The sequence below is a fragment of the Psychroflexus salinarum genome, assembly GCF_042677225.1.
Taxonomy (GTDB): Bacteria; Bacteroidota; Bacteroidia; order Flavobacteriales; family Flavobacteriaceae; genus Psychroflexus; species Psychroflexus salinarum.
Map to the genome: position 1 here is coordinate 148,817 of NZ_JBHTIV010000023.1, position 23,426 is coordinate 172,242.

The following is a 23,426-nucleotide window of genomic DNA, read 5'->3' on the forward strand; positions in this document are numbered from 1 at the left end:
TTTTAATTTTATAAGGCAACTATTTCTTGTCTATTTTCTTATTATCATCTTTGTCACCTTGTTTCTTTTTCTGCTGTTCAGCTGCTTGTTCCATTATCTCCTGAAACTTCTTACCGAACTTACCTTTCTTTTTAGGTTTTTTCTTTTTCTCTTCGATTTTGGCTAAGATTTTATTCTCATCTATTATCACATGTTTTATAACTAACATGATACCTATGGTGATCAAGTTTGAAATGAAATAGTATAGCGATAAACCACTCGCGTAATTGTTGAAGAATATAAGCATAACCAAAGGTGCAAAGTACATGATCACTTTCATGTTTGGCATACCTGGTTGTGAGCTTTGCTGCATATTTTGACCTGCAGTCATCTGCGTGTAGAAAAATATAGCAACCGAAGCAAGAATAGGAAATAAGCTTATGTGGTTACCGTAAGCCCATGATACAAGCGGTATATACGTATCCCATTCATAAATAACATCGTAACTCGATAAATCTTCAGCCCATAAGAATCCTTTTTGCCTTAAATCGAAAGCACTTGGGAAAAACTGAAAAAGTGCGTAGAAGACGGGGATCTGTAATAGTGCAGGAATACATCCGGCTAGCGGACTTACACCTGTTTTGCTGTACAGCTTCATGGTTTCCTGCTGCTTTTTCATCGCATTGTCCTTATACTTCTCGTTGATTTCGTTGATCTCTGGCTTCAAAACTTTCATTTTAGCCTGAGACAAGTAAGACTTGTAAGTAATAGGAGAGAGGACAATTCTCACCACAATGGTCATCACAATAATCGCTAAACCATAACTTGGTAGTGAACTGCTTAAGAACCCAAAGAAAGGAATAAAGACGTATCTGTTAATCCATCCGAAAAGTCCCCAACCTAAAGGGACGATTTCATCTAGTTGACGTTCGTAAGAGCTTAAAATTTTAAAATCTGAAGGTCCATGATACCAATTCATGCTCTCAGAAAATTCTCCGTTGTTTAATTTTATAGGAACTTCAGCAAGAAAGTTTTTGGTGAATAAAGTATCCACTTGCTCATCTTGGACCAAGTTTCTTGATGTCATTTTACCACTAGAAAAAGGACTATCTGTAAGTAAAATTGATGTGAAAAAATGTTGCTTAAAAGCTATCCATTCTATTAACTCATCTTTCTCAATTGCTTCATCGCCTTGTCCTGTATAATCGTCTTTATCGCCTTCATAGAGATAAACGATTTCTGTATATCTATTTTCATAAGAAATACTTTTTGCTTTACGCAAGGCTTTCACCTCCCAGGATAAATTGGCGTTCTCTGAAGAAATTAGATTGCTTAAACCTTGGGATCGAATCCCAAAGTTCATCATATAGTCACCTTGTTCTAAACCGTAATAAAATTCAAGAAACTCTATGTCAGAAATTTTAGCTCTCATGCTCAGCGTCTGACTTCCATTTTCTGTACTTAAGTTGGGTTCAAAATAAAGATCGCTAGTGTTATAAGTTCTTCCGTCATTTGCTTCAAAAGAAATATTGAAGTTTGCATTACCATCTTTTATCAAATAAACAGGTTCACCTTTGTAGGTGTCGTGCTTCTTCATTTTGGCTTCAACAATTTGCCCCCCTTTGTTGCTGACTTTAAGTTCTAAAACTTCATTTTCAATAGTTGTAACGGCATCATCTTTTGCGAAATCCTTAATAGCTGAATATGCAAATGCACCATATTCTCTTTTAGCTAACTCACTTTTTACAGAGTCCTGAAGACTAGAACTGGATTCTTGGGCAAGTTCTGGAGTACTTTTAGTTTGATTTAAAGCAGGTTTTTGTTTAGATGTTGACTCAACTTGCTCTGTTTTATTTTCCTCAGGGACTTTGTCTTCAGTTGGATTCATGTACATGACCCAAATTAAGATTAAACCTATAAGAGCAAATCCTATAATAGAGTTCTTATCAAACGTTTTTTTTTCTTCCATTGACTATAAGTATTGTGAAAATTGATTTTTTAAAATCTTTGCAAAAATCAACATTTAATTTTATTTAAGTGTGTTATTGCTGGTTAATTTACTGAAACGATTACGTTTCATCTATTTATGAAATTTTTTAGCAGCTTCAATAAAGCTTAAAAATAGCGGATGTGGGGTGGCCACAGTGCTCTTATATTCAGGATGATATTGAACTCCAATAAACCATGGATGATCTTTCAGTTCTATAGTTTCCACAAGTCCAGTTTGAGGGTTCTTACCGGAGCAAAACATACCGTTTTTCTCCAAATCTTCCACGTAATCATTATTGACCTCATATCTGTGGCGATGTCTTTCAGAAATTTCTGTTGTACCATAAATTTCAGATAATTTAGATCCAGACTTAAACTTACAATCCCAAGCGCCAAGTCTCATGGTGCCTCCCATTTGTTTTAAGTCTTTTTGGTCTTTCATAAGACCAATGACTGGGTATGGGGTGTTAGGGTTCATTTCTTCTGAATTTGCTTTTGCAAGTTTTAAAACATTACGAGAAAACTCAATTACAGCCATTTGGAGTCCAAGACAAATGCCCAAAAATGGAAGATTATGAGTTCTAGCATAATTAACAGCGGCTATTTTACCTTCAATACCGCGTTCACCAAACCCGGGAGCAACAAGGAGTCCGTCTAGCTTATGAAAGATTTTTTCGTTATAATCTTGTTCTTCAGAATTAATCCATACGACATTTACTTTCACGTCATTATAAGCACCAGCATGAATAAAAGATTCTAATATAGATTTATAAGAATCCTGTAAATCTACATATTTACCTACCAAGCCAATTGATAACTCTTCTGTAGCGTTTTTCAATTTGTCAACAAAAAAGTTCCATTTATCAAGATTAGGAACCACATCATCTTTAAGATTTAGTTTTCTAAGTGTGATCGTATCCAGACCTTCTTCAGCCATTAGGTTGGGAACATCGTAAATCGATTCTGCATCTATAGATTGGATGACTGCTTCTTTTTTTACATTACAGAATAAAGCTAATTTACTTCTTATGTCATCATTAATTTGATGCTCTGTTCTACACACCAAAATCTCTGGGGAAATCCCACTTTCCATGAGTGTTTTTACACTATGTTGAGTAGGTTTTGTTTTAAGTTCTTTTGCAGCAGATAGGTATGGAATTAGTGTTAAATGAATCACTAAGGCGTTGTGCTCTCCAAGCTCCCATTTAAGCTGTCTTACTGCTTCTATATATGGTAAAGATTCAATATCTCCTACAGTTCCGCCAATTTCTGTAATGACAATATCGTAGGTGTCATCCTGACCTAATATTTGTATACGTTCTTTTATTTCGTTTGTAATATGAGGAATGACCTGAACGGTTTTTCCGAGAAAATCTCCTCTACGTTCTTTGTCGATGACACTTTGGTAGATTTTTCCTGTAGTTACATTGTTGGCTTGGGATGTGTTAACGTTCAAGAAACGTTCATAGTGGCCAAGGTCAAGATCAGTTTCTGCACCATCTTCTGTCACAAAACATTCGCCATGCTCATAAGGATTAAGCGTGCCTGGGTCAATATTTATGTAAGGGTCTAGTTTTTGAATGGTTACCTTGTAACCTCTTGCTTGAAGTAGTTTTGCTAAAGATGCTGCGATTATTCCTTTCCCTAAAGACGAGGAAACACCGCCTGTTACAAAAATATACTTTGTATCGGCCATTTGTGTTCTAAATTTTGTCTATTCGGGATGCAAAAATATCATTTAATTTTTGCTTTGTATGGATATTAACTCAAAAATACCTTAGCTATTTCTGATTTTTTTCAAAATATACTCTAGACCATTTTCTTTCAATTCTAGCACCTCTTGCATTTGCAGGCCAAGCTTGTTTTCTGGAAATCCTTTTCGCTTAAACCATATCAAATAATATTCTGGAATATCAGAAAGATAATACCCTTTGTATTTACCAAAATGCATTTTGGCATTTGCGAGTTCAACTAAGGCTTTTTTGTAGGTTTCAGAATTCATTAACGTTCAAATGTAAGTATGAGATAGGCTTTTACTCATGTTGCTAAGAAACCCTTTTAAATTATTGTAGCCAAACTTTTAATTATTACTTTTGTGAACCAAATTATATCATAAAACCTGATTATGAATTTACATGAATATCAAGGCAAAGAAATACTAAGCAGTTTTGGCGTAGGTATCCAGAAGGGTATACTAGCAAAAACTCCTAAAGAAGCTGTTGAGGCTGCAAAAAAACTTACCGAAGAAACTGGAACTGGATGGCACGTAATCAAAGCTCAAGTCCACGCTGGTGGCCGAGGTAAAGGTGGCGGAGTTAAGCTGGCTAAAAACCTTAAGGAAGTAGAGCAAATTGCAGACGAAATTTTGGGAATGCATTTAGTTACTCCTCAGACTAGCAAAGAAGGTAAGGAGGTGCACCAAGTTCTTATAACTGAAGATGTTTATTATCCAGGTGATAATGAGCCAGAAGAATACTATATGTCTGTGTTGCTTAACAGAGCAACTGGAAGAAATATGATAATGTATTCTCCAGAAGGTGGAGTGGATATAGAAAGTGTTGCAGATAAAACTCCTGAGAAAATTTTCACAGAAGAAATTGACCCTTCTACTGGAATTTTACCATTTCAAGCTCGTAAAATTGCTTTCAATTTTGGTCTTGAAGGAAAAGCTTTCAAAGAAATGACGAAATTTGTTACCTCATTATATCAAGCTTATGATGGTTCAGATTCTTCGTTATTCGAAATCAACCCTGTTCTTAAAACTAGTGATGATAAAATTATCGCTGTGGATGCTAAAGTGACTTTAGATGATTCAGCATTATTTAGACATAAAGATTACCAAAGCATGCGTGATACGCGTGAAGAAGATCCTACAGAGGTTGAAGCTAGAGATGCTGGTTTAAGCTATGTGAATCTAGACGGAAACGTTGGTTGTATGGTTAATGGTGCTGGTCTTGCTATGGCAACAATGGACTTGATCAAATTTGCTGGTGGTGAGCCTGCTAACTTCCTTGACGTTGGAGGTACTGCAGATGCTAAGCGTGTGGAAAAAGCTTTCAAGCTAATTTTGAAAGATGATAAAGTAGAAGCTATTTTAATCAACATTTTCGGTGGTATCGTAAGATGTGACCGTGTTGCAGAAGGTATTATTGAAGCTTATAAAAACATGGGAGATGAAATTAAAGTTCCTATTATTGTAAGACTACAAGGGACTAATGCCGAGAAAGCTGTAGAATTAATAAACGAAGCTGGAATCAATGTGAAAACAGCAGTTCAGTTTAAAGAAGCTGCAGATAAAGTTCAAGAAGTACTAGCTTAACAGAATTTACTTTATATAATTATAAAACCCTCGATCCGTCGAGGGTTTTTTGGTTTTAAACTGAAATAGGTTCTTTGTTTGAAACTTTGTGTTTGATATAGTCTCCTAAATAATCCGCATCTTTCTTGATGCCACCAAGTGTTGCAGATGCTCGTGTGTGAAGCCACGGCAAACCTATAAAGTACAAACCATCTACATTGCTAACGCCTCTCTCATGAACTGGATAACCATTTTTATCGAGTTCCAACCCTTCAATCCAATCAAATTTTGGTCTGTAACCTGTAGCCCAAACGATATTTTTCACATCGGCTAATTTTGTTTCTTCTGTAATAATAATTTTTTGTTTGGCATCTACAGTTTTTCCAACGGGAATTACATTTCCTTTATTAAGAATCCTTTTCACATCCACTCCAATAACAGGTTGTTTGGATTCACTTATTTTCTTGCCTAGCCATGAATCTTTTCCAAAACTTAGATAGCCAGTTTTAGTAAACCACCACCACAGCGTTTTTCCAAGAAATTCCTGTGGAAGCGTCTTTACATTGGTATCACCAGAGAAATAAACATCACGATCGGTATTTGAAATCTCATCTAAAATCTGATATCCAGAATCTCCACCACCCACTACCAATGCTTTTCCGCTTTGTAATTGATCAGGATTCTTGTAATAATCACTGTGAATTTGAAAAATAGATGAATCTATTTTGGTGTAAAATGGAGGTGTGTATGGAATGTGAAACGGTCCTGTAGCGATGATGACTTGTTCAGCTTCATAAAACCCTTCCTTATGTTTTATGATAAAATAATCAGTTTTATCTTGAATTTCAGTAACCAAAGTTTGAAATTCAATAGGGATGTTAAATTTTTCTACGTAAGCTTTAAAATAATCGGCAACTTCATATTTGTTAGGATAATGTCCTTTTGGTTTTGGAAAATCCATTCCTTTCAGATTATTAAATTCTGAAGGTGTGAAAAGTGTTAGTGAGTCCCAACGTTTTAACCAAGAGGCTCCAACTTCTTCCTCTTTATCTAAGACTAAATAATTTTTTCCCAACTGCTCAAGTTCATAAGCCATTGAAAGTCCAGCCTGAGCAGCACCTATAATTATAAAATCATACATCTTAAAAGTTTTTTAATAATGTAAGCTTTATAAACATTAAAAGCAAGACTTATTCTTTAAGTGTTTGATTAAGTTTAAAGTATTGATTATAAATGTAGAGGATCAAAACTCCAAAGGTTACAGCTACAACTATCAGTATAGTATTGATAATATTGTCTGCAGAAAATGACAATTTGATAAGTATGGTAGAAATGACAAAACCTGAATTTCGAATAACTCTACTAAATTCTTCAGTTTGTAAAAATGAAAAGAGAAGTAAAAGAACATCAATGAGAATTAAAACAGTAAAAAAATCATCAAAAAACACAGTGTTTACGGTCTTTATCGAGGTCGATGAATAGTCTGAACCCGTCAAAGTCTCATAGAACCAATCTCCAAAAGAAAACAAGGCAAGAAAAACAATAGTGGGAACTAAAATGGTTGCAAATACATTTTTTACTTTAATGTGTGATTTGGTTTTATGTGTAATTTTTTCTTTTTCAACTTTATTTTTAGCATTCAGTCTGTAAAACTGAAAAATCAAAAAGAACAATGCCAGAGTAGCTAATATATCTATGGTGAACTGAATATCACCTTCAATAGAAAACCAATCTGAAGAAAATTCTAAATTGGATAAATCATAAAATATTTTCCGAATCAAAATCAGTGTAATAATTTCATATTGTTTCCCTATATAAATGGTGATAGATTTGGGGAGGTAAAAAACTAAAAGATAAACCTCATAAATAAGAATGATTGAAAATGGTGTGTAAATAGCAGAAATCGGACTTATAATTAGATTTCCGTCATATTCACCGAAATCTAGAAGATCAAAATCAATCAACCCGATGATGGCAAGATGAATCAAAAAACTAACGATGGCGGTAATAACAATAACCTTCTCAAGTTTTTCTTTGAGGGTTTCAGAAAGTACAAAAGAATTTAACCTGGAGTAATACTTTTTAAGTTTAGAGTTTCCCATGCTTAAATATAGCTAAATTGCTAATTGTGAATAATCAACAAAACTTAATTAAGCTTTAATATCTTCCATTATCATTTTGGCATGAATCCTAGAATTCTCGATAAACCATTTGTGTGTTTCCATACCTCCACAAATGACACCAGCCAAATAAATGCCATCTACGTTGGTCTTCATGGTTTGCTTGTCATATTTCGGGATAGAAAGTTGGTCATTGCTAAGCTTAATTCCTAGTTTTTTCAAAAACTCAAAATTGGGTCTGTACCCTGTAAGTGCTAAGACAAAATCATTTTCAAGGGTCTGGATTTTTCCTTTTTCGTCTTTGAATTTGACGTAATCTTCTCCAATTTCAGTCAATTCAGAATTGAAATAAGCCTTGATGCTTCCTTCGTTTATTCTGTTGATGACATCTGGTCTTACCCAGTATTTTACACGTTCGCCAATCTGTTCTCCTCTCACAATCATTGTAACTTCAGCCCCTTTCCTATAGGTTTCTAAAGCAGCATCAACAGAAGAATTGCTTGCCCCTACAACAACAACCTTTTGAGTAGCGTAATAATGTGGATCTCCGTAATAATGAGTGACTTTATCCAATTCTTCACCGGGAATGTTCAAATAATTTGGGATATCATAAAACCCTGTAGCGATAACAATGTTTTTGGACTGATACTTCGTTTTTGAGGTCGTGGTTGTAAAAATGTGATCTTCATTAGTCACATTCTGTACTTTTTCAAATAATTGAATATGAATTTGCTTTGCTTCTACGATTCTTCTGTAGTATTCTAGAGCCTCTTGTTTTGAAGGTTTGGAATTGGTACTTACAAAAGGGATGTTATCCAATTCGAGCTTCTCCGATGTAGAAAAGAATGTCATTTTATCTGGATAATTATATAATGAATTCACAAGAGCTCCTTTTTCTATGATGACATAAGAAAGATTTTTCTTTTTTGCCTCAAGAGCGCAAGCAATCCCTATTGGGCCACCACCAACTATTAGAACATCATATGTCATATTACTTATTTATCAAATTTTTCAGATCGTGAATAGTTTGTTTGGGATCATCAGCTTTAAATACATAACTACCTGCTACCAAAACATCTGCACCCATGTTTACCAATTCTTCAGCATTCTTATTGGTAACACCTCCATCTATTTCTATTTTGGTTTTAGCATTCTCTTCTTTAATTAAAGCTTTTAATTGCTTTACTTTTTTAAATGTTCTCTCTATAAAGTGCTGTCCGCCAAAACCAGGATTTACACTCATCAAACAAACCATATCAATGTCATTGATACAGTCTCTCAATAATTCAACGTTAGTATGAGGATTTAAAGCAACTCCAGCCTGCATTCCATGTTGTTTGATGGATTGCAAGCTTCTATGTAAATGAGTACAAGCTTCATAATGAACTGTAAGCATATTTGACCCTAAATCAGCAAAATCTTTAATGTAGCGATCTGGATCAACAATCATCAAGTGGACATCTACAAATTTTTTGGTATGCTTAGTTATTGCTTTCAATACAGGCATTCCAAATGAAATATTTGGAACAAAAACACCATCCATGATGTCAATATGGAACCAGTCTGCTTCACTTTCATTTATAAGTTCTATATCACGTTGCAAATTGGCAAAATCTGCAGCTAGTAGAGATGGGGCAATAAGTTTATCGTTCATGAAAATTATTTTGTGCAAAAATAAGGTTTTACATGTTTAAAACCCTATATATTTATTAAAACGGCTTGCGTTTAAGACGTGTTTAACTGTATTTTGCACTTCAGTTTAGAAGATCTGTATGTGGCAACCTTTAGTTCATTATATCAATCATTTTGTAGTTATTATTGCTATTGCATGGATATATAACCCAAGGCAAGTGTGGAAAGGTTTCTTGATATTACTTTCTACAATGCTTATCGATATTGATCATTTGTGGGCAACCCCAATTTTTGATCCGGACCGTTGTAGCATCGGATTCCATACATTTCATTCTGAAATCGCTATTTTAATTTACATGGCAGGAATGTTTTTATTTAAGAATAAATGGATAAAACTTGCATTTATCGGTTTTGTTTTTCACATCATCACAGATGGTATTGATTGTTTATGGTCAAGTTTTTAGCAGCAATATTTTAATTGGTATCTTTCACATCACTTTAATTCCATGAAACGTCTTTGTTTATTTTTTCTTCTGAATTTATTTTCGTTGGCTTTATGTTCCCAAACAGCGACTTTAGAAGTAATCGATCGCTTACCAGTGGATGCAGACCAATTTTGGGGGGTGGATACCTATCAGCATTTTTATTTTTCTAGGAATAACGTGTTTTACAAAACTGAAAAACAAAAGAAATTTCAGTTTCAGGATTTACAACTTGGCGAACTTGAAGGTGTAGATTTATTAAACCCGCTCAAAATTCTTTTGTTCTATAAAGAAGCTAATACAGTAGTAATTCTGGATAACCGCTTGAATGAAATTGAACGTATAAACTTCAATTTCATTTCAGACTTTAAAACTGTTGATTTCGCTGGCGTTTCCAAAGATAATTTACTTTGGATATTCAATGCAGATCTTCAGCAACTCGAGCTTTTTGACTACGAAAATCTTCGAACTAGAAGCTCTTCGTTACCAATTAATAAAAAAATAATAGAGTTAAGGAGCAACTATAATTTTTCTTGGCTTCTTTACCCTAATGGCTTTTTGAAATTTAATATAAACGGAAGTTTAATTGATCGATTTACTTTTGAAAACGTTATTTCCTTCAATATTTTTAAGAATCAAGTCATGGTTCAAACTGAAAATCACCTCGAGGTATTCACAAAAGACTCTAACAATAAAATCATCTTTAAAAAACCAGAAATTAGCTTCAATCAATTTTATTTCAATGGTGAAAACATCTATATTTACAGCGATAAAGTACTTTATACGTACGAATTTAATATCGTAAATAACTGATTTTATGCACGTTGCAATCGCTGGGAATATAGGAGCTGGAAAAACTACGCTCACCAAATTTATCGCTAAACACTACAATTGGAAAGCAGAATACGAAGATGTGATTGAAAATCCATTTTTAGAAGATTTTTATGAAGATATGAAACGCTGGTCTTTCAACTTGCAGATCTATTTTTTGAATAGCCGTTTCAGACAGATTCTACAAATCCGTGAGAGTAAAATCGATATTATTCAAGATAGAACGATTTACGAAGATGCTTTTATCTTCGCTCCCAATTTGCATGCGATGGGTTTGATGTCCAACAGAGATTTTAATAATTACTCTTCTTTATTTAATCTGATGGAATCTGTAACTGAAGCACCAGATTTATTAATTTACCTTAGAAGCAGTGTACCTAATTTGGTTAAGCAAATTCAAAAAAGAGGCAGAGAGTATGAGAACTCTATATCTATAGATTATCTCAACAAACTCAATGAACGTTATGAAGCTTGGATTCAAACTTATGAAAAAGGGAGATTACTTATCATAGATGTTGACAATTTAGACTTTGTAGATGCGCCTCAAGATTTAGGCTATATTCTCAATAAAATTGATGGAGAAATCAACGGATTGTTTTAAAATCTTCCTTTAATCTTCAAAAGGAATTACAGGCCAATTGTCTCTTTAGAATGTCTTCAAACCTCAATCAAAGATTCATGTAGTTAAGACTTATAGAATCAGTAACTAGATACTAGTTACTGACTCAATTTATTTTCCAAAATCCTTTTGAGATCTGGCTTAAAATAATCAGATCCTTTCAAGACTTTCCCATCTTCTCTATAAACTGGCTTACCATTTTCACCGAGTTTGCTCATGTTACTTCGATGAATCTCATCAAAGACTTCTTCAATTTTATGTTGCATGCCATGAGATATAATTGTCCCACAGAGAATATAAAGCATGTCTCCAAGAGCATCTGCAACTTCTGTAAGATCACCTTGCATAGCAGCATCCAGGTATTCTTCGTTTTCCTCTCTCATAAGTTTATAACGCAACAAATTTTTCTCAAGCCCTAAGTTGGCTTTCTGGGTTTCAGACACGTCCAATCCAAAAGCTTTATGGAATTTTTTTACTTGGTCTAGCGGTTTTTTCATAAGATAATAGAGTATTTTTGCGTAAAATAAAACATTTATGTTTACTCCAGGACGTATCGCCTTTATCATTTTTTTTGTTGTGGCTTTTGTATCGGTTTTGATTTATTCCTATATCAAAGAAAAAGGTTTGCACAGCAAATATTATAAGGGAACTTTATTCGTCTTATTGGGATTCTTCATTTTCATTATTTCATTGATTTTTTTAAGATTTTACTGGAGAGATGATTCTTTATTAGATCTTATAAGAAATATGATGGGTGGCTCTTAATTTGATCTTTTGGATTGAACATTCAATCATTTACTAAATTTGATAAAAGATATAAATTCGATTTAAAAATAAACTATGTCAATACTATTGGTTAGTACTACTAGAAACCCTGACAAATGGTTTTCCACTCTAAAAGAAAAAAATAAGTCGTTAGATATTCAAATTTACCCAGATGTGGAAAGACCTGAAGATGTTGAGTTTGCAATCTCTTGGAAGCATCCAGAAGGGCTTTACAAAGACTTTCCAAATTTAAAGGTTATTGCATCTATGGGTGCTGGTGTGAATCATATTCTGAAAGATGATGAACTTCCTGAAGGTGTAAAAGTGACAAGAATAGTCGATGACCAATTGACAAAAGATATGAGTCAGTTTGTACTTTTACAGTGTTTAGCTGTTTCAAGAAACCTTTTTATTCATCTTCAAGATCAATCCAATAAAAACTGGAAGCCAAAATCTTATCAGACACCAGAGAAAACTAGTGTTGGAATTATGGGTTATGGTGTTTTAGGTCAAGAAGCAGGTAAAGTTTTAAAAGCAAATGGGTTTGATGTTATTGGTTACGCCAATTCTTCCAAAACTGTAGATGGAATTCAAGTATATGGAGCAGACAGACTTGATGATTTTCTGAGCAAAACTCAAATTTTGGTGTGTTTGCTTCCTGTAACATCAGAAACCAAAGGAATTCTAGATATGGATGTGTTCAAAAAACTAAAAGAAAAAGCGTATTTGATAAATGTGGCTCGAGGAGAACATCTAGTTGAAGCAGATCTGATTTCAGCAGTAGATAAAGATATTATTGAAGGCGCAAGTTTGGATGTTTTTCAAGAAGAGCCTCTGCCAGAAACTCATCCGTTCTGGAATCATCCAAAAATACAAATCACTCCTCACGTAGCAAGCATGACTGATCCCGAGTCAGTAGCTAATCAGTTATTGGAAAATTATAAAAGAATGCAAAATGGAGATTCTTTAATGAATGAAGTTGATGTTTCTAAAGGATATTAAACTCGAATTGTTATTATCAAAATCCTTTTTTGATAATAACAATTCCTATTAACACGGCTAATACCCCGAGTAAAAGACTTCCTAAGCCATAAAGAAGAAATTCTGTATAAAGGTTATTTTTAAGTAGGCTCATATTTTCCGCAGAAAAGGTTGAAAAGGTTGTGAATCCGCCACAAAAACCAACGACTAGCAGTAGTTGTAAATTTGGATAGGAAGTTTCAGACTTTAATAACCAACCCATCAAAAAACCTATAAGTAAGCTTCCCAAAACATTTACGGTTAAAGTTCCATAAACATCTAGTTTTGTATCAACTTGATATTTAAAAAACAGATAAATCCAATAACGAGCAAGGCTGCCTAAACCGCCACCTAGGAATACAAGTAGAGCAGATTTCATCAATTTTCAAAAATTGGGATGTAAAAATTAGTAACCCATTCTGCAGGATTCACAGTATCACTTGAATCGACCTGAAATTCTAAATAAGGCTTTAGCGTTTTGTCAATAACAAGTTCTCTCTTTTCGATCGTAGCTTCAGCAATAGAAAGGAGCTCCTTGAGATTGATATAATCACCTTTAAGTTGAGTTTTAAAATATACGTTGCTTCTTATTTGCTTTGATAAAACCTCAAAATAATTTGGTATTGCAACTTGATTTTTTGAACCTATTCCTGCAGAAAATATTATATTTTCTGAGTCATTATAAAAATTTTCAAAAACAATTAGTTTTCCTTTGAAAATATCTAACTCTTGTTGTTTCATAAACTCTTCAATACTTTGAAAAATAGGTTTTGATTTTCTCAAGATGCTATCAAAATTTAATCTTGAAGCAGATGTGGCGTGGAGGATGTAAAAGCCACCAGTTTCTAATTTGCCTATTGGTGAGATATCGTAAACAGAAATTTCCTTGGTTATAGTTTGTTCTAGAGTTTTAAGACTTTGCGTTATTGCTTTTTCAGTAATTTCTAAATGCGTTTTACCTGTGAAAACGTATTCAGTTTTTTGCCAAAAGTTAGCATCTGATTTTAAGTGAACTATGATATTTGAGACATTTTCTGAAGACTCAAATTTCCAACGTATATCAAATTCAGAAGAACTTAACCACGTTTTTAAAACTAGTCTTTGCTGTATTGAATCCTCGTCGAGATTTTTATTCTGAAAATTAATAGCTTCAAAAGTTTCATTTTGCCAGGATAGTGTAGTGTTTTCAAAATCTTCTGCACTACTGAGTCTTGGTTCTGAAGTCGATTTTTGTGGAAAACTAAACCAATTTTCGTAAGTGGATAAATCTTGAATTTTTTGTTCAAATAGCTCTGCAGTAATTGGAGTTTCAAAATTCAAAGTTTTTTCTTCTGGAATTGATATCGTAGCGATGTAAAGTGAGCCAACCACAAAAATGAGGACAATAAGGAAAAAAAGATATTTAAAGAATTTCATGTGCTAAAAATTATTAAGCTAATATACTTAAAATGATATCAGATTTTTTGAATTTATTTTTTGGCTGTGAGTTCTGCAATTTTGACAATTACTTCTGAAGCTTTCACCATACTTTCCAGAGGAACATACTCATATTTTCCATGAAAATTATGACCTCCTGCAAAAATATTTGGACATGGTAAGCCTTTGTAGCTTAATTGAGCACCATCTGTTCCTCCTCTTATTGGTTTCAGGATTGGAGTTATATGGAGTTCTTTCATGGCTTTTTCTGCTATATCTACAATATATTTTATAGGTTCAACTTTTTCTTTCATATTGAAATATTGGTCCTTCACCTCTATGCTGATGTCAGCCTCTTCAATATTAGTATTCATTTTTGCAACTATATCCTGCATCAGTTGTTTTCTAGCTTCAAACTTGTCTTTGTCGTGATCTCTGATGATGTATTTAAGCTCCGTGAGTTCAATACTCCCTGAAATTTTGGATAAATGGAAAAAGCCTTCATAACCTTCAGTAAGCTCAGGAACTTCATCTTTGGGCAAGACATCGATGAATTTCTGAGCCATATACATGGAATTTACCATTTTATTTTTGGCATAGCCTGGATGAACACTAGTACCTTTAAATCTTAAAGTAGCTGAAGCTGCATTAAAATTCTCATACTCTAGTTCTCCAATTTCACTACCGTCCATGGTGTAAGCATACTTAGCTCCAAATTTTTCCACGTCAAAATGATGTGCGCCCCTTCCAATTTCTTCATCTGGTGTAAACCCAACTCGTATCTTACCATGCTTGATTTCTGGGTGGTTCACCAAGTACTCCATGGCCATAATAATTTCGGTCACGCCAGCTTTATCATCTGCACTCAGCAAAGTCGTTCCATCGGTTGTGATGAGGGTTTGACCTTTGTATTGTTTAATTTCTCTAAAATAAGTAGAAGACAAAACAATATTTTTTTCTTTATTTAAGACAATATCACCTCCATCATAATTTCCATGGATCTGAGGATTAATATTTGAAGCTTTGAAATCTGGAGAAGTGTCAAAATGAGAGATAAACCCGACAGTATCCACTTCATGTTCCACATTTGAGGGAAGCGTTGCCATAATGTAAGCATTGTCATCTATTGAGACTTCTTGCATACCAATGCTTTCCAATTCCTTCTTGAGGAGATTGGCAATATTCCATTGTTTTTCAGTGCTTGGTGTAGCGTCGCTATTGGGGTTGCTTTGAGAGTCTATTTTAATATAAGAGAGAAATCTTTCTAAAAGCTTTTGAGAATTGATCATGTACTAGTTGTATTTTATTCAAAAATATGAATTTGAAGCCATTAAACCTTCTTGTTTTCGATTGTCTTCGTGAGATTTGCTTTAATTTTGCAACTAAACTTGAAAAAAGATGTACAAACAGATTATAAGACCCCTTTTATTTCAATTTGATCCAGAATCAGTACATCATTTTAGTTTCAAATCTTTAAGATTTGCTCATCAAGTGCCTGGTATTCCTCAATTTTTGAGATCAAAATTTACCATAGAAGATAAACGTCTTGAAAGGGAGGTGTTTGGTTTGAAATTTAAAAACCCTGTAGGTTTAGCCGCTGGTTTTGATAAAAACGCTGGACTTTTTAAAGAATTATCCAGTCTCGGGTTTGGTTTTATTGAAATTGGAACAGTTACGCCTAAAGCTCAATCTGGAAATCCTAAAAAAAGACTCTTCAGGCTAATGGAAGATTCAGCTATTATTAATAGAATGGGCTTTAATAATAAAGGAGTAGATGAGGCTGTCAAACGCTTAAAGAAAAATACAGATGTAATAATTGGCGGAAACATAGGTAAGAATAAAGTTACTCCCAACGAGGAAGCAGTCAATGATTACGATTACAATTTTGAAGCTTTATTTGATTATGTAGATTATTTTGTAGTCAACGTGAGTTCTCCAAATACACCAAATCTTAGAGCGCTTCAAGACAAAGAGCCATTAACCAGACTTTTAAATCATTTGCAAAACAAGAATCAGAAGAAGTCGAAACCTAAACCTATTTTACTTAAAATTGCTCCAGATCTTACTGAATCTCAGTTATTAGACATTATTGAAATTGTAAACACTACTAAAATTGCTGGAGTCATTGCAACTAATACGACGATTTCCAGAACAGGATTAACCTCGGAAAATAAGGAGGAAATTGGTGGCTTAAGCGGTAAGCCTTTGACTAAATCATCCACAGATGTGATTCGATTTTTATCAGAAAAAAGCAACAAAGCTTTTCCGATCATTGGGGTTGGTGGGATTATGACTGCTGAAGATGCTCTTGAAAAAATGGAAGCTGGTGCAAGCTTAGTTCAGCTTTACACAGGTTTTGTGTATGAAGGACCGAGTCTCATAAAAGCCATAAATCAAGCTATTTTGGATAAAACGTCCTAAATCTTATGCTAGAACAACTTATTCCATTTTTAATTGCGTCTATTTTATTAACGCTTTCGCCAGGACCAGATATCATCTATGTACTTTCACAGAGTCTTGTTGGAGGCTATAAAAAAGGGATGATCATCGCTTTGGGTTTAGTTTCTGGGATTATTATTCATACCTCTCTTGTTGCTTTTGGAGTATCCTTGATTATCAAAAACTCAGAACCTCTTTTTTGGAGCATCAAAGTCGCTGGGGCACTGTATTTACTTTATCTGGCTTATAAAGTCTATTCATCTCCGTCTCAAAATTTCACTCAAGACAAAACTGTGGTTTCTAAAAAATCTGTCTTTTCTGATTTTAAAACCGGTTTTATCATGAATATTCTCAACCCTAAAGTCACGATTTTTTTCTTGGCATTTTTTCCAGGGTTTTTGTGGGACACAGAAAAAGATTTGATGATGCAGTTCTATGTATTAGGTGGTCTATTTATGTTTCAAGCCTTCATGATTTTCAGTTTGGTGGCAATACTTTCAGGTCAATTATCCAAAATTCTGTTCAAATCATCCCTATCCTATTCATTTCTAAAATGGTTTCAAATTTTCACATTTGTAGCGATTGCTATTTTGATTTTACTTTAAAGGACTACTCAAGAGCAGAGCCAACAAAGTGACTATTTGAATTCAACTAATTGCGTTTTCTGATTTAAGGTCTTGATGAATTGATTCCCTTTTAATTATTATAAAAATGCCTGATAGAAAACAAAGTGACTTCCACTTTTAAAAATGCCTTAAAACTGTATATTTGGGCTCATGAAATCAGTTAAACTTATTGAATGTCCCAGGGATGCTATGCAAGGCATCAAGCCTTTTATACCTACCGATGAAAAGGCAAAATATATTCAATCCCTTTTAAAATGTGGGTTTGATACTATAGACTTTGGTAGCTTTGTTTCCCCAAAAGCAATTCCGCAAATGCAAGATACCGCTGAAGTCTTGTCTATGCTGGATCTTTCTCAAACGCAAAGCAAGCTTTTGGCGATTGTCGCTAACAGAAGAGGAGCAGAGGATGCGTCCAAGTTTTCAGAAATCGATTATTTGGGCTATCCATTTTCAATTTCTGAAAATTTCCAAATGAGAAATACTCACAAAACGATTGCTGAATCTGTTGAGGTGCTGAAGTCTATTTTAGAAATAGCTCAAGATTCCAATAAATCGGTTGTGGCCTATTTATCTATGGGATTTGGAAATCCTTATGGCGATCCATGGAATGCTGATATCGTTGGTGAATGGACTGAGAAGCTTGCAGGTCTTGGGGTTGAGATTCTTTCACTTTCTGACACCGTTGGAACTTCTACTCCTGATATAATTAAAGATTTGTTTTCCACACTTATTCCCAAATATCCAGACATGGAATTTGGGGCACATTTGCATACGACTCCAGATGCATGGTACGAAAAAGTTCATGCAGCAACTCAAGCGGGGTGTAGACGATTTGACGGAGCGATCCAGGGTTTTGGCGGCTGCCCGATGGCAAAAGATGACCTCACCGGCAATATGCAAACTGAAAAAATGTTGTCTTACTTCAATTCTAAAAATATTGAAAACTCCATTCGTATGACTAGCTTTGAATCTGCCTACAATAAAGCTTCAGATTTATTTTCAAAATATCATTAATATACTTTTTGGAAGATTCCCTTCTTTTTTATCTAATTTTGCAACGTGAAAAATTCAAAAAAAGACATACGCGCACTAAGCAAAAAAGAATTACAAGATTTCTTTGTCTCTCAGGGAGATAAATCTTTTCGGGGTTCTCAAATTTATGATTGGTTATGGAACAAAGCCACTTATAATTTTGAAGAGATGACCAACTTATCTAAAGAAACCAGACAAATGCTGGAAGATAATTTTGTGATCAACCATATCGAAGTAGATCAGATGCAAAGAAGTAAAGACGGAACAATCAAAAATGCCGTTAAACTTCACGATGGATTTACGGTGGAATCTGTTTTGATTCCGACCATGTCAAGAACAACAGCATGTGTGTCTTCTCAGGTGGGGTGTAGTTTGGATTGTAAATTTTGTGCGACTGCAAAACTTAAGCGCCTAAGAAACTTGAATGCCGACGAAATTTTCGATCAGGTGGTAGCGATAGATAAAGAAAGTAAACTTTACAACGGTATTCCTTTATCCAATATTGTGTATATGGGAATGGGCGAACCATTGATGAATTATAACAACGTCCTAAAGTCTATCGAGAAAATTACCTCACCAGAGGGGCTGGGCATGTCACCACGCAGAATCACTTTATCTACTTCTGGCGTTCCGAAAATGATTAAAAAACTAGCAGATGATCAAGTTAAATTTCATTTGGCTGTGTCTTTGCACTCGGCTATTGATGAGGTGAGAACTCAAATAATGCCTTTTAATGCTAAATTTCCTTTATCTGATTTAAAAGAGTCTCTGATTTACTGGTACGAGAAAACAGGGAAATCAGTGACTTATGAATATATTGTTTGGAACGGGATTAACGATAGAGAAGAAGATATAAGAGCTTTGGTTGACTTTTGTCAAGCCATTCCATGCAAAGTCAATATCATTGAATATAATCCAATCGACGATGGGCAATTTCAGCAAGGCAGTGATAATGCCGTTGCTAAATATGTGAATGCGCTCGAGGCCAATCGGATAACTGTAACTCTAAGGCATTCTAGAGGTAAAGACATCGATGCTGCCTGTGGTCAATTGGCCAATAAAATTAAAGTTTAGACATAAAAAAAGCTCCGATTTAAAATCGGAGCTTTAGTATTAAAAACAATAAATGATTATTGTTTTACAAATTTGAAGGTTTTTGCTTGATCTCCAGAAGTTACTCTAGCAATATAAAGGCCAGTCGATAAATTAGAAACATTTACGTTAGCTTCTTCTGCATTAAGTTTTTGACTTAAAACTTCCTGTCCTAAAGTGTTGAATAAAGAAACATTATCAAGGTTAAAACTAGACTGAATTGACAATTGACCAGCTTTGTAAAAATGAGATAAGTTATTATTCTCGAAACTACCAACACTAAGAGTTTCAGCAGTTAAACTTACATTATCAAAATTGATATAAAACTCATCTGATACATCATGATGTCTGAAAGCAATATAAAGAGTTTCAGAACCATCTAAGTCAGCTAAGTCAAGAGATCTGTCTACTAATGCACCAGCAGCAGCAGGATCATCTCCAAGATTTTCATTTAAACTAACTGTGATTGAGTTGTCCATAAAATCTGCTACAGTATTTCCTGTTGAAACATATACAGTGTAGACTTCTGCAGAAAAAGCAGGGTCTTGTCCACCTGTTTGGTAAGAAAGTGTCAAACCTGAAGCACCTGTAACATCTATAGCGGGAGATACTGAATAATTATCTGGGAATAATGGTCCTTCAGCTGATGTCCAGGATGCAGATGTCATTGTTGGAGTGTCGGGTAAAGCATAAGCGAAAAACACATTACCATCTCCATCTTCATCAATTTGAGTCCAATCTGAAATATCTTCATCATTGAAATCATCAAAAAATAATTGGGTTTGAGCATTCATTGAAAAACTAGCGATAAAAGCTAGCATCATTAAAGTAATTTTCTTCATAGTGTTAAAATTTTAAGGTTAAGTTGTAAAAGTAACAAATTAGATTTGTTAATAAAATTATTAAGGATGTTTTTTAAATTTTAACAAATCAATGATAATTCAATAAATACTGGAATGAAGGATATTTTCAGTTTTTCTTAATATATTAAACTCTATCTTTGTGAGTCTTGAAAACAGTCTCACAAATAAAAGAACCTATAGCTCATGAGATGGAACTTTTTGAAAAAAAGTTCTCCCTTTTTATGTCCTCACGTGTAGCGCTTCTTAATAAAATCACACATTTTATAGTCAACAGAAAAGGCAAGCAAATGCGGCCTATGTTTGTTTTTTTGGTAGCCAAAATGGTTTCTGATGGTGAGGTGAATGATAGAACCTACAGAGGAGCTTCAGTCATTGAATTGATTCACACAGCGACTTTGGTTCATGATGATATTGTAGATGATAGTAATCAGAGGCGGGGCTTCTTTTCTATTAATGCCTTGTGGAAAAATAAAATCGCCGTTTTAGTAGGTGATTTTTTGCTGTCTAAAGGTTTGTTGCTTTCTATCGATAATAATGACTTTGACCTTTTGAAAATCATTTCTGTAGCCGTAAGAGAAATGAGTGAAGGCGAATTACTTCAAATTGAAAAGGCTCGACGATTAGACATAACCGAAGATATTTATTACGAAATCATTCGTCAAAAGACAGCAACACTGATAGCTGCTTGTTGCAGTCTCGGAGCTGCAGCTGTGAGACCAGAATCTGCTGATGTTGAATCCATGCGGAAATTTGGGGAGTTGATTGGGATGGCGTTTCAAATTAAAGATGATTTGTTTGACTATGGTGAGCAAAAAATTGGGAAGCCCACTGGAATCGATATCAAAGAACAAAAAATGACACTTCCACTTATTTACACTTTGAATCAGGTGTCCAAAAAAGATAAAGACTGGATCATCAATTCGGTAAAGAATCATAATAAAGACAAAAAACGAGTAAATGAAGTCATTGGCTTTGTAAAATCTTCTGGTGGTTTGGAATATGCCCAAACCAAAATGAAAGCATTTCAGAAAGAAGCTTCAGAAATTCTTCAGAAATATCCTGAATCTCCTTATAAATCTTCCCTTCAGTTGATGATCGATTATGTGATTGATCGAGAGAAATAAAGTTGAAAAGCTAAATATGCTCGTAAACGTTTAGACCTCACAGGTTTTAAAAACCTGTGAGGTCTAGTCAAATAAATTTTTATCATGAATAAACTGTTTTTTGTCATGTCCTTTTTATTTTATCTTTATTTCAAAATCATATTTCGTTGATCAGTAAAACTACCATAGATAAAGTATTTGATATTTCCCGGGTTGAGGAAGTGATTGGCGATTATGTTCAGTTAAAAAAATCAGGGAGTAACTTTAAAGGATTGAGCCCTTTTACGGAGGAGCGAACGCCAAGCTTTATGGTCTCGCCTGTCAAGCAAATCTGGAAAGATTTCAGTTCGGGTAAAGGAGGTAATGTCGTGGCTTTTTTGATGGAACACGAGCATTATACCTATCCTGAAGCCATAAAACATCTTGCCAAACGCTACAATATCGAAATTGAAGAAACGGAGCAATCTTCAGAAGAAAAGGAAAAAGCCAGCGAGAGAGAAAGCATGTATTTGGTCAATGAATTTGCTAAAAGCTTCTTCGTCAATCAGATGCTGCATACCGATGAAGGAAAATCAGTAGGCCTGAGTTATTTCAAAACCCGTGGATTTACTTCAGAAACCATTGAAAAATTTGATCTGGGTTATTCGCCGGATGAATGGCAAGCTTTTACCGATAAAGCTTTGGAGAAAGCTTACAAATTAGAGTTTTTAGAAAAGACAGGACTCACTATTGTTAAAGGTGAAAAACGATTCGACAGGTTTAAAGGTCGAGTCATGTTTCCTATTCATTCGATGTCTGGTCGAGTGCTTGGTTTTGGAGGACGAATTCTGACCAACGATAAAAAGCAAGCCAAATATCTCAACTCGCCAGAAAGTGAAGTTTATCATAAGAGTAAAGTGCTTTATGGACTTTATCAAGCTAAGCAGACGATTGCTAAAGCTGATAATTGTTATTTAGTTGAAGGCTATACGGATGTTATTCAGTTTAACCAAACAGGGATAGAAAATGTTGTGGCTTCTTCTGGAACCGCCCTTACACCTGAGCAAATCCGCCTGATTAGCAGACTAACTAATAATATTACCGTTTTATTTGATGGGGATGCTGCAGGGTTGAGGGCTTCTATTCGTGGAATTGATTTGATTTTGGAGCAAGGCATGAACGTAAAAGTCTGTCTCTTTCCTGAAGGTGAAGATCCAGATAGTTTTGCAAAAGCAAATTCACAAGAGGATTTACAAGCCTATCTGGATAAAAATGCTCAAGATTTCATAAGATTCAAATCATCACTTCTCATGGAAGATGCTGACAAAGATCCTGTGAAAAAGGCTGAAGTCGTGAGAGATATTGTTAATTCGATTTCGAAGATTCCAGATCAGATCACTCAGGAAATTTACGTTCAAACTTGTTCCAATCTTTTGGATGTTTCAGAAGATGTGTTATTTAGCACCTTGGCGCAAATTCTTGCTAAAGATAGAAAAGAAGCAAGCCGAGGTACAAGGCGAAAACCTCTTGAGGTTGTCAAAGAAACTCATGGATCTACCCCTGTTTCTAAAGTTGATCATCAATACGTTTTGGAGAGAAGTATTATTCAGTTGTTACTAAGGTATGGTGATCAAACCACTATTTTTATTGATTTTGACTTTGATTTTGAAGAGGATAAACATATTGAGGTAAAGCGAGAATATGTTGTTTTTGAAAAGATATTTATTGAGTTGCAGGAAGATGAAGTTGAATTTTCAAATCCTATATTTAAAGAACTATATGATCATATTATTGAAACCTTTGTAAAAGAGCAAAGTCTTAAAATTGACACATTTATAAATCATTTAAAGCCAGAACTCGCTCAGGAAGTCACCTCCATATTGATGGAAAATGAGAAAAATCAACTGCACGATTGGAAGCGACAAGAGATTTTTGTGATTGACAAAAGTGTTTTGGATCCCAGAGAAGTCATGGAGACCATTTTAAATCTTCGCCGTTATCTTATCAGGAAAAAAGTGCAGGATTTAAGTGAAATAATTAGAGATCAAAAAGAAAATGTAGACATAGAACTCATGAGAGAAACTATGGAATACAACGGGTTGGAAGTTTTAATTTCCAATAAACTAAACCGAGTACTCTAA

Annotated in this window: 24 protein-coding genes; 12 read left to right on the plus strand and 12 right to left on the minus strand. The window is 34.4% G+C overall.

Going from position 1 to position 23,426, the window contains the following annotated elements:
* Positions 1 to 19: 19 nt before the first annotated feature.
* The 3 genes from yidC to ACFQ0R_RS12795 form a co-directional block, all read right to left on the minus strand.
* Positions 20 to 1,948 carry a membrane protein insertase YidC gene (gene yidC, locus ACFQ0R_RS12785; protein ID WP_379658767.1) on the minus strand — a complete coding sequence of 643 codons (1,929 nt, stop codon included), beginning with the start codon at positions 1,946 to 1,948 and terminating at the stop codon, positions 20 to 22.
* Positions 1,949 to 2,059: 111 nt separating this feature from the next.
* Complete coding sequence (locus ACFQ0R_RS12790) at positions 2,060 to 3,664, minus strand: CTP synthase (protein WP_379658768.1); 1,605 nt, start codon at positions 3,662 to 3,664, stop codon at positions 2,060 to 2,062.
* A gap of 81 nt (positions 3,665 to 3,745) precedes the next feature.
* Positions 3,746 to 3,970: a DUF3820 family protein gene (locus tag ACFQ0R_RS12795; RefSeq protein ID WP_379658769.1), complete on the minus strand. Its 225-nt coding sequence runs from the start codon at positions 3,968 to 3,970 to the stop codon at positions 3,746 to 3,748.
* Between the two features lie 123 nt (positions 3,971 to 4,093).
* Here ACFQ0R_RS12795 and sucC point away from each other — a divergent pair, with 123 nt between their 5' ends.
* On the plus strand, positions 4,094 to 5,287 hold the full coding sequence (gene sucC, locus ACFQ0R_RS12800; protein ID WP_379658770.1) for an ADP-forming succinate--CoA ligase subunit beta: 1,194 nt from the start codon (positions 4,094 to 4,096) through the stop codon (positions 5,285 to 5,287).
* 55 nt (positions 5,288 to 5,342) lie between these two features.
* On the opposite strand, the gene ACFQ0R_RS12805 is transcribed toward sucC, so the two are convergent.
* Genes ACFQ0R_RS12805 through rpe form a run of 4 tightly spaced genes read right to left on the minus strand, consistent with a single transcriptional unit; the run spans position 5,343 to position 9,040 of the window.
* Positions 5,343 to 6,407 (minus strand): flavin-containing monooxygenase, encoded by a 1,065-nt coding sequence (locus tag ACFQ0R_RS12805; RefSeq protein ID WP_379658771.1) that lies wholly within the window; start codon positions 6,405 to 6,407, stop codon positions 5,343 to 5,345.
* 49 nt (positions 6,408 to 6,456) lie between these two features.
* Positions 6,457 to 7,368 (minus strand): hypothetical protein, encoded by a 912-nt coding sequence (locus ACFQ0R_RS12810; protein ID WP_379658772.1) that lies wholly within the window; start codon positions 7,366 to 7,368, stop codon positions 6,457 to 6,459.
* Positions 7,369 to 7,416: 48 nt separating this feature from the next.
* Entirely contained in the window at positions 7,417 to 8,376 is a 960-nt protein-coding gene (locus ACFQ0R_RS12815) for a YpdA family putative bacillithiol disulfide reductase (protein WP_379658773.1), read from the minus strand.
* 1 nt (position 8,377) lies between these two features.
* Positions 8,378 to 9,040, minus strand: coding sequence for a ribulose-phosphate 3-epimerase (gene rpe, locus ACFQ0R_RS12820; protein WP_379658774.1), 663 nt, complete (start codon positions 9,038 to 9,040; stop codon positions 8,378 to 8,380).
* Positions 9,041 to 9,158: 118 nt separating this feature from the next.
* On the opposite strand from rpe, the gene ACFQ0R_RS12825 reads away from it, so the two are divergent.
* The 3 genes from ACFQ0R_RS12825 to ACFQ0R_RS12835 are packed head-to-tail and all read left to right on the plus strand — an operon-like array spanning position 9,159 to position 10,932.
* Positions 9,159 to 9,482, plus strand: a complete 324-nt coding sequence (locus ACFQ0R_RS12825) for a DUF6122 family protein (RefSeq protein ID WP_379658775.1) — start codon at positions 9,159 to 9,161, stop codon at positions 9,480 to 9,482.
* A gap of 42 nt (positions 9,483 to 9,524) precedes the next feature.
* Positions 9,525 to 10,313, plus strand: coding sequence for a hypothetical protein (locus ACFQ0R_RS12830; protein ID WP_379658776.1), 789 nt, complete (start codon positions 9,525 to 9,527; stop codon positions 10,311 to 10,313).
* 4 nt (positions 10,314 to 10,317) lie between these two features.
* The gene (locus ACFQ0R_RS12835; protein ID WP_379658777.1) at positions 10,318 to 10,932 is read left to right on the plus strand and encodes a deoxynucleoside kinase; all 615 of its coding nucleotides are present in this window, start codon (positions 10,318 to 10,320) and stop codon (positions 10,930 to 10,932) included.
* Positions 10,933 to 11,048: 116 nt separating this feature from the next.
* Here ACFQ0R_RS12835 and ACFQ0R_RS12840 read toward each other — a convergent pair whose 3' ends face one another.
* Positions 11,049 to 11,447 carry a pyrophosphohydrolase domain-containing protein gene (locus tag ACFQ0R_RS12840; RefSeq protein WP_379658778.1) on the minus strand — a complete coding sequence of 133 codons (399 nt, stop codon included), beginning with the start codon at positions 11,445 to 11,447 and terminating at the stop codon, positions 11,049 to 11,051.
* Positions 11,448 to 11,484: 37 nt separating this feature from the next.
* On the opposite strand from ACFQ0R_RS12840, the gene ACFQ0R_RS12845 reads away from it, so the two are divergent.
* Together ACFQ0R_RS12845 and ACFQ0R_RS12850 are read left to right on the plus strand one after the other, a co-directional pair.
* A complete protein-coding gene (locus tag ACFQ0R_RS12845; RefSeq protein WP_379658779.1) occupies positions 11,485 to 11,715 on the plus strand; it encodes a hypothetical protein in 231 nt (76 codons plus the stop codon).
* Positions 11,716 to 11,790: 75 nt separating this feature from the next.
* A complete protein-coding gene (locus ACFQ0R_RS12850) occupies positions 11,791 to 12,717 on the plus strand; it encodes a 2-hydroxyacid dehydrogenase (protein ID WP_379658780.1) in 927 nt (308 codons plus the stop codon).
* Between the two features lie 16 nt (positions 12,718 to 12,733).
* Here the strand turns inward: ACFQ0R_RS12850 and crcB are convergent, their stop codons facing one another.
* Genes crcB through pepT form a run of 3 tightly spaced genes read right to left on the minus strand, consistent with a single transcriptional unit; the run spans position 12,734 to position 15,440 of the window.
* Complete coding sequence (gene crcB / locus ACFQ0R_RS12855; protein WP_379658781.1) at positions 12,734 to 13,114, minus strand: fluoride efflux transporter CrcB; 381 nt, start codon at positions 13,112 to 13,114, stop codon at positions 12,734 to 12,736.
* Positions 13,114 to 14,151 (minus strand): AraC family transcriptional regulator, encoded by a 1,038-nt coding sequence (locus ACFQ0R_RS12860; RefSeq protein ID WP_379658782.1) that lies wholly within the window; start codon positions 14,149 to 14,151, stop codon positions 13,114 to 13,116. The genes crcB and ACFQ0R_RS12860 overlap by 1 nt, the downstream gene beginning before the upstream one ends.
* Before the next feature lie 53 nt (positions 14,152 to 14,204).
* Positions 14,205 to 15,440 carry a peptidase T gene (pepT, locus tag ACFQ0R_RS12865; protein WP_379658783.1) on the minus strand — a complete coding sequence of 412 codons (1,236 nt, stop codon included), beginning with the start codon at positions 15,438 to 15,440 and terminating at the stop codon, positions 14,205 to 14,207.
* Positions 15,441 to 15,549: 109 nt separating this feature from the next.
* Between pepT and ACFQ0R_RS12870 the strand changes: the two genes are divergently transcribed.
* The 4 genes from ACFQ0R_RS12870 to rlmN all read left to right on the plus strand — a co-directional run bounded on the left by ACFQ0R_RS12870 (position 15,550) and on the right by rlmN (position 19,322).
* The gene (locus tag ACFQ0R_RS12870) at positions 15,550 to 16,572 is read left to right on the plus strand and encodes a quinone-dependent dihydroorotate dehydrogenase (RefSeq protein ID WP_379658784.1); all 1,023 of its coding nucleotides are present in this window, start codon (positions 15,550 to 15,552) and stop codon (positions 16,570 to 16,572) included.
* A 5-nt stretch (positions 16,573 to 16,577) separates the two neighbouring features.
* Positions 16,578 to 17,195, plus strand: coding sequence for a LysE family translocator (locus ACFQ0R_RS12875; RefSeq protein WP_379658785.1), 618 nt, complete (start codon positions 16,578 to 16,580; stop codon positions 17,193 to 17,195).
* A gap of 171 nt (positions 17,196 to 17,366) precedes the next feature.
* Positions 17,367 to 18,230, plus strand: a complete 864-nt coding sequence (locus tag ACFQ0R_RS12880; RefSeq protein WP_379658786.1) for a hydroxymethylglutaryl-CoA lyase — start codon at positions 17,367 to 17,369, stop codon at positions 18,228 to 18,230.
* 45 nt (positions 18,231 to 18,275) lie between these two features.
* Positions 18,276 to 19,322, plus strand: a complete 1,047-nt coding sequence (rlmN, locus tag ACFQ0R_RS12885; protein WP_379658787.1) for a 23S rRNA (adenine(2503)-C(2))-methyltransferase RlmN — start codon at positions 18,276 to 18,278, stop codon at positions 19,320 to 19,322.
* A gap of 56 nt (positions 19,323 to 19,378) precedes the next feature.
* Here rlmN and ACFQ0R_RS12890 read toward each other — a convergent pair whose 3' ends face one another.
* Positions 19,379 to 20,182 (minus strand): choice-of-anchor J domain-containing protein, encoded by an 804-nt coding sequence (locus ACFQ0R_RS12890; protein ID WP_379658788.1) that lies wholly within the window; start codon positions 20,180 to 20,182, stop codon positions 19,379 to 19,381.
* Between the two features lie 167 nt (positions 20,183 to 20,349).
* Here ACFQ0R_RS12890 and ACFQ0R_RS12895 point away from each other — a divergent pair, with 167 nt between their 5' ends.
* A complete protein-coding gene (locus ACFQ0R_RS12895; RefSeq protein ID WP_379658789.1) occupies positions 20,350 to 21,327 on the plus strand; it encodes a polyprenyl synthetase family protein in 978 nt (325 codons plus the stop codon).
* A gap of 146 nt (positions 21,328 to 21,473) precedes the next feature.
* Positions 21,474 to 23,426, plus strand: coding sequence for a DNA primase (gene dnaG, locus ACFQ0R_RS12900; protein ID WP_379658790.1), 1,953 nt, complete (start codon positions 21,474 to 21,476; stop codon positions 23,424 to 23,426).

What these genes read in the sequence shown, in the direction of transcription:
- yidC (WP_379658767.1), bottom strand. Translation starts at nt 1,948, where the DNA reads ATGGAAGAAAAAAAAACGTTTGATAAGAACTCTATTATAGGATTTGCT.
- ACFQ0R_RS12790 (WP_379658768.1), bottom strand. Translation starts at nt 3,664, where the DNA reads ATGGCCGATACAAAGTATATTTTTGTAACAGGCGGTGTTTCCTCGTCT.
- ACFQ0R_RS12795 (WP_379658769.1), bottom strand. Translation starts at nt 3,970, where the DNA reads ATGAATTCTGAAACCTACAAAAAAGCCTTAGTTGAACTCGCAAATGCC.
- sucC (WP_379658770.1), top strand. Translation starts at nt 4,094, where the DNA reads ATGAATTTACATGAATATCAAGGCAAAGAAATACTAAGCAGTTTTGGC.
- ACFQ0R_RS12805 (WP_379658771.1), bottom strand. Translation starts at nt 6,407, where the DNA reads ATGTATGATTTTATAATTATAGGTGCTGCTCAGGCTGGACTTTCAATG.
- ACFQ0R_RS12810 (WP_379658772.1), bottom strand. Translation starts at nt 7,368, where the DNA reads ATGGGAAACTCTAAACTTAAAAAGTATTACTCCAGGTTAAATTCTTTT.
- ACFQ0R_RS12815 (WP_379658773.1), bottom strand. Translation starts at nt 8,376, where the DNA reads ATGACATATGATGTTCTAATAGTTGGTGGTGGCCCAATAGGGATTGCT.
- rpe (WP_379658774.1), bottom strand. Translation starts at nt 9,040, where the DNA reads ATGAACGATAAACTTATTGCCCCATCTCTACTAGCTGCAGATTTTGCC.
- ACFQ0R_RS12825 (WP_379658775.1), top strand. Translation starts at nt 9,159, where the DNA reads ATGTGGCAACCTTTAGTTCATTATATCAATCATTTTGTAGTTATTATT.
- ACFQ0R_RS12830 (WP_379658776.1), top strand. Translation starts at nt 9,525, where the DNA reads ATGAAACGTCTTTGTTTATTTTTTCTTCTGAATTTATTTTCGTTGGCT.
- ACFQ0R_RS12835 (WP_379658777.1), top strand. Translation starts at nt 10,318, where the DNA reads ATGCACGTTGCAATCGCTGGGAATATAGGAGCTGGAAAAACTACGCTC.
- ACFQ0R_RS12840 (WP_379658778.1), bottom strand. Translation starts at nt 11,447, where the DNA reads ATGAAAAAACCGCTAGACCAAGTAAAAAAATTCCATAAAGCTTTTGGA.
- ACFQ0R_RS12845 (WP_379658779.1), top strand. Translation starts at nt 11,485, where the DNA reads ATGTTTACTCCAGGACGTATCGCCTTTATCATTTTTTTTGTTGTGGCT.
- ACFQ0R_RS12850 (WP_379658780.1), top strand. Translation starts at nt 11,791, where the DNA reads ATGTCAATACTATTGGTTAGTACTACTAGAAACCCTGACAAATGGTTT.
- crcB (WP_379658781.1), bottom strand. Translation starts at nt 13,114, where the DNA reads ATGAAATCTGCTCTACTTGTATTCCTAGGTGGCGGTTTAGGCAGCCTT.
- ACFQ0R_RS12860 (WP_379658782.1), bottom strand. Translation starts at nt 14,151, where the DNA reads ATGAAATTCTTTAAATATCTTTTTTTCCTTATTGTCCTCATTTTTGTG.
- pepT (WP_379658783.1), bottom strand. Translation starts at nt 15,440, where the DNA reads ATGATCAATTCTCAAAAGCTTTTAGAAAGATTTCTCTCTTATATTAAA.
- ACFQ0R_RS12870 (WP_379658784.1), top strand. Translation starts at nt 15,550, where the DNA reads ATGTACAAACAGATTATAAGACCCCTTTTATTTCAATTTGATCCAGAA.
- ACFQ0R_RS12875 (WP_379658785.1), top strand. Translation starts at nt 16,578, where the DNA reads ATGCTAGAACAACTTATTCCATTTTTAATTGCGTCTATTTTATTAACG.
- ACFQ0R_RS12880 (WP_379658786.1), top strand. Translation starts at nt 17,367, where the DNA reads ATGAAATCAGTTAAACTTATTGAATGTCCCAGGGATGCTATGCAAGGC.
- ACFQ0R_RS12890 (WP_379658788.1), bottom strand. Translation starts at nt 20,182, where the DNA reads ATGAAGAAAATTACTTTAATGATGCTAGCTTTTATCGCTAGTTTTTCA.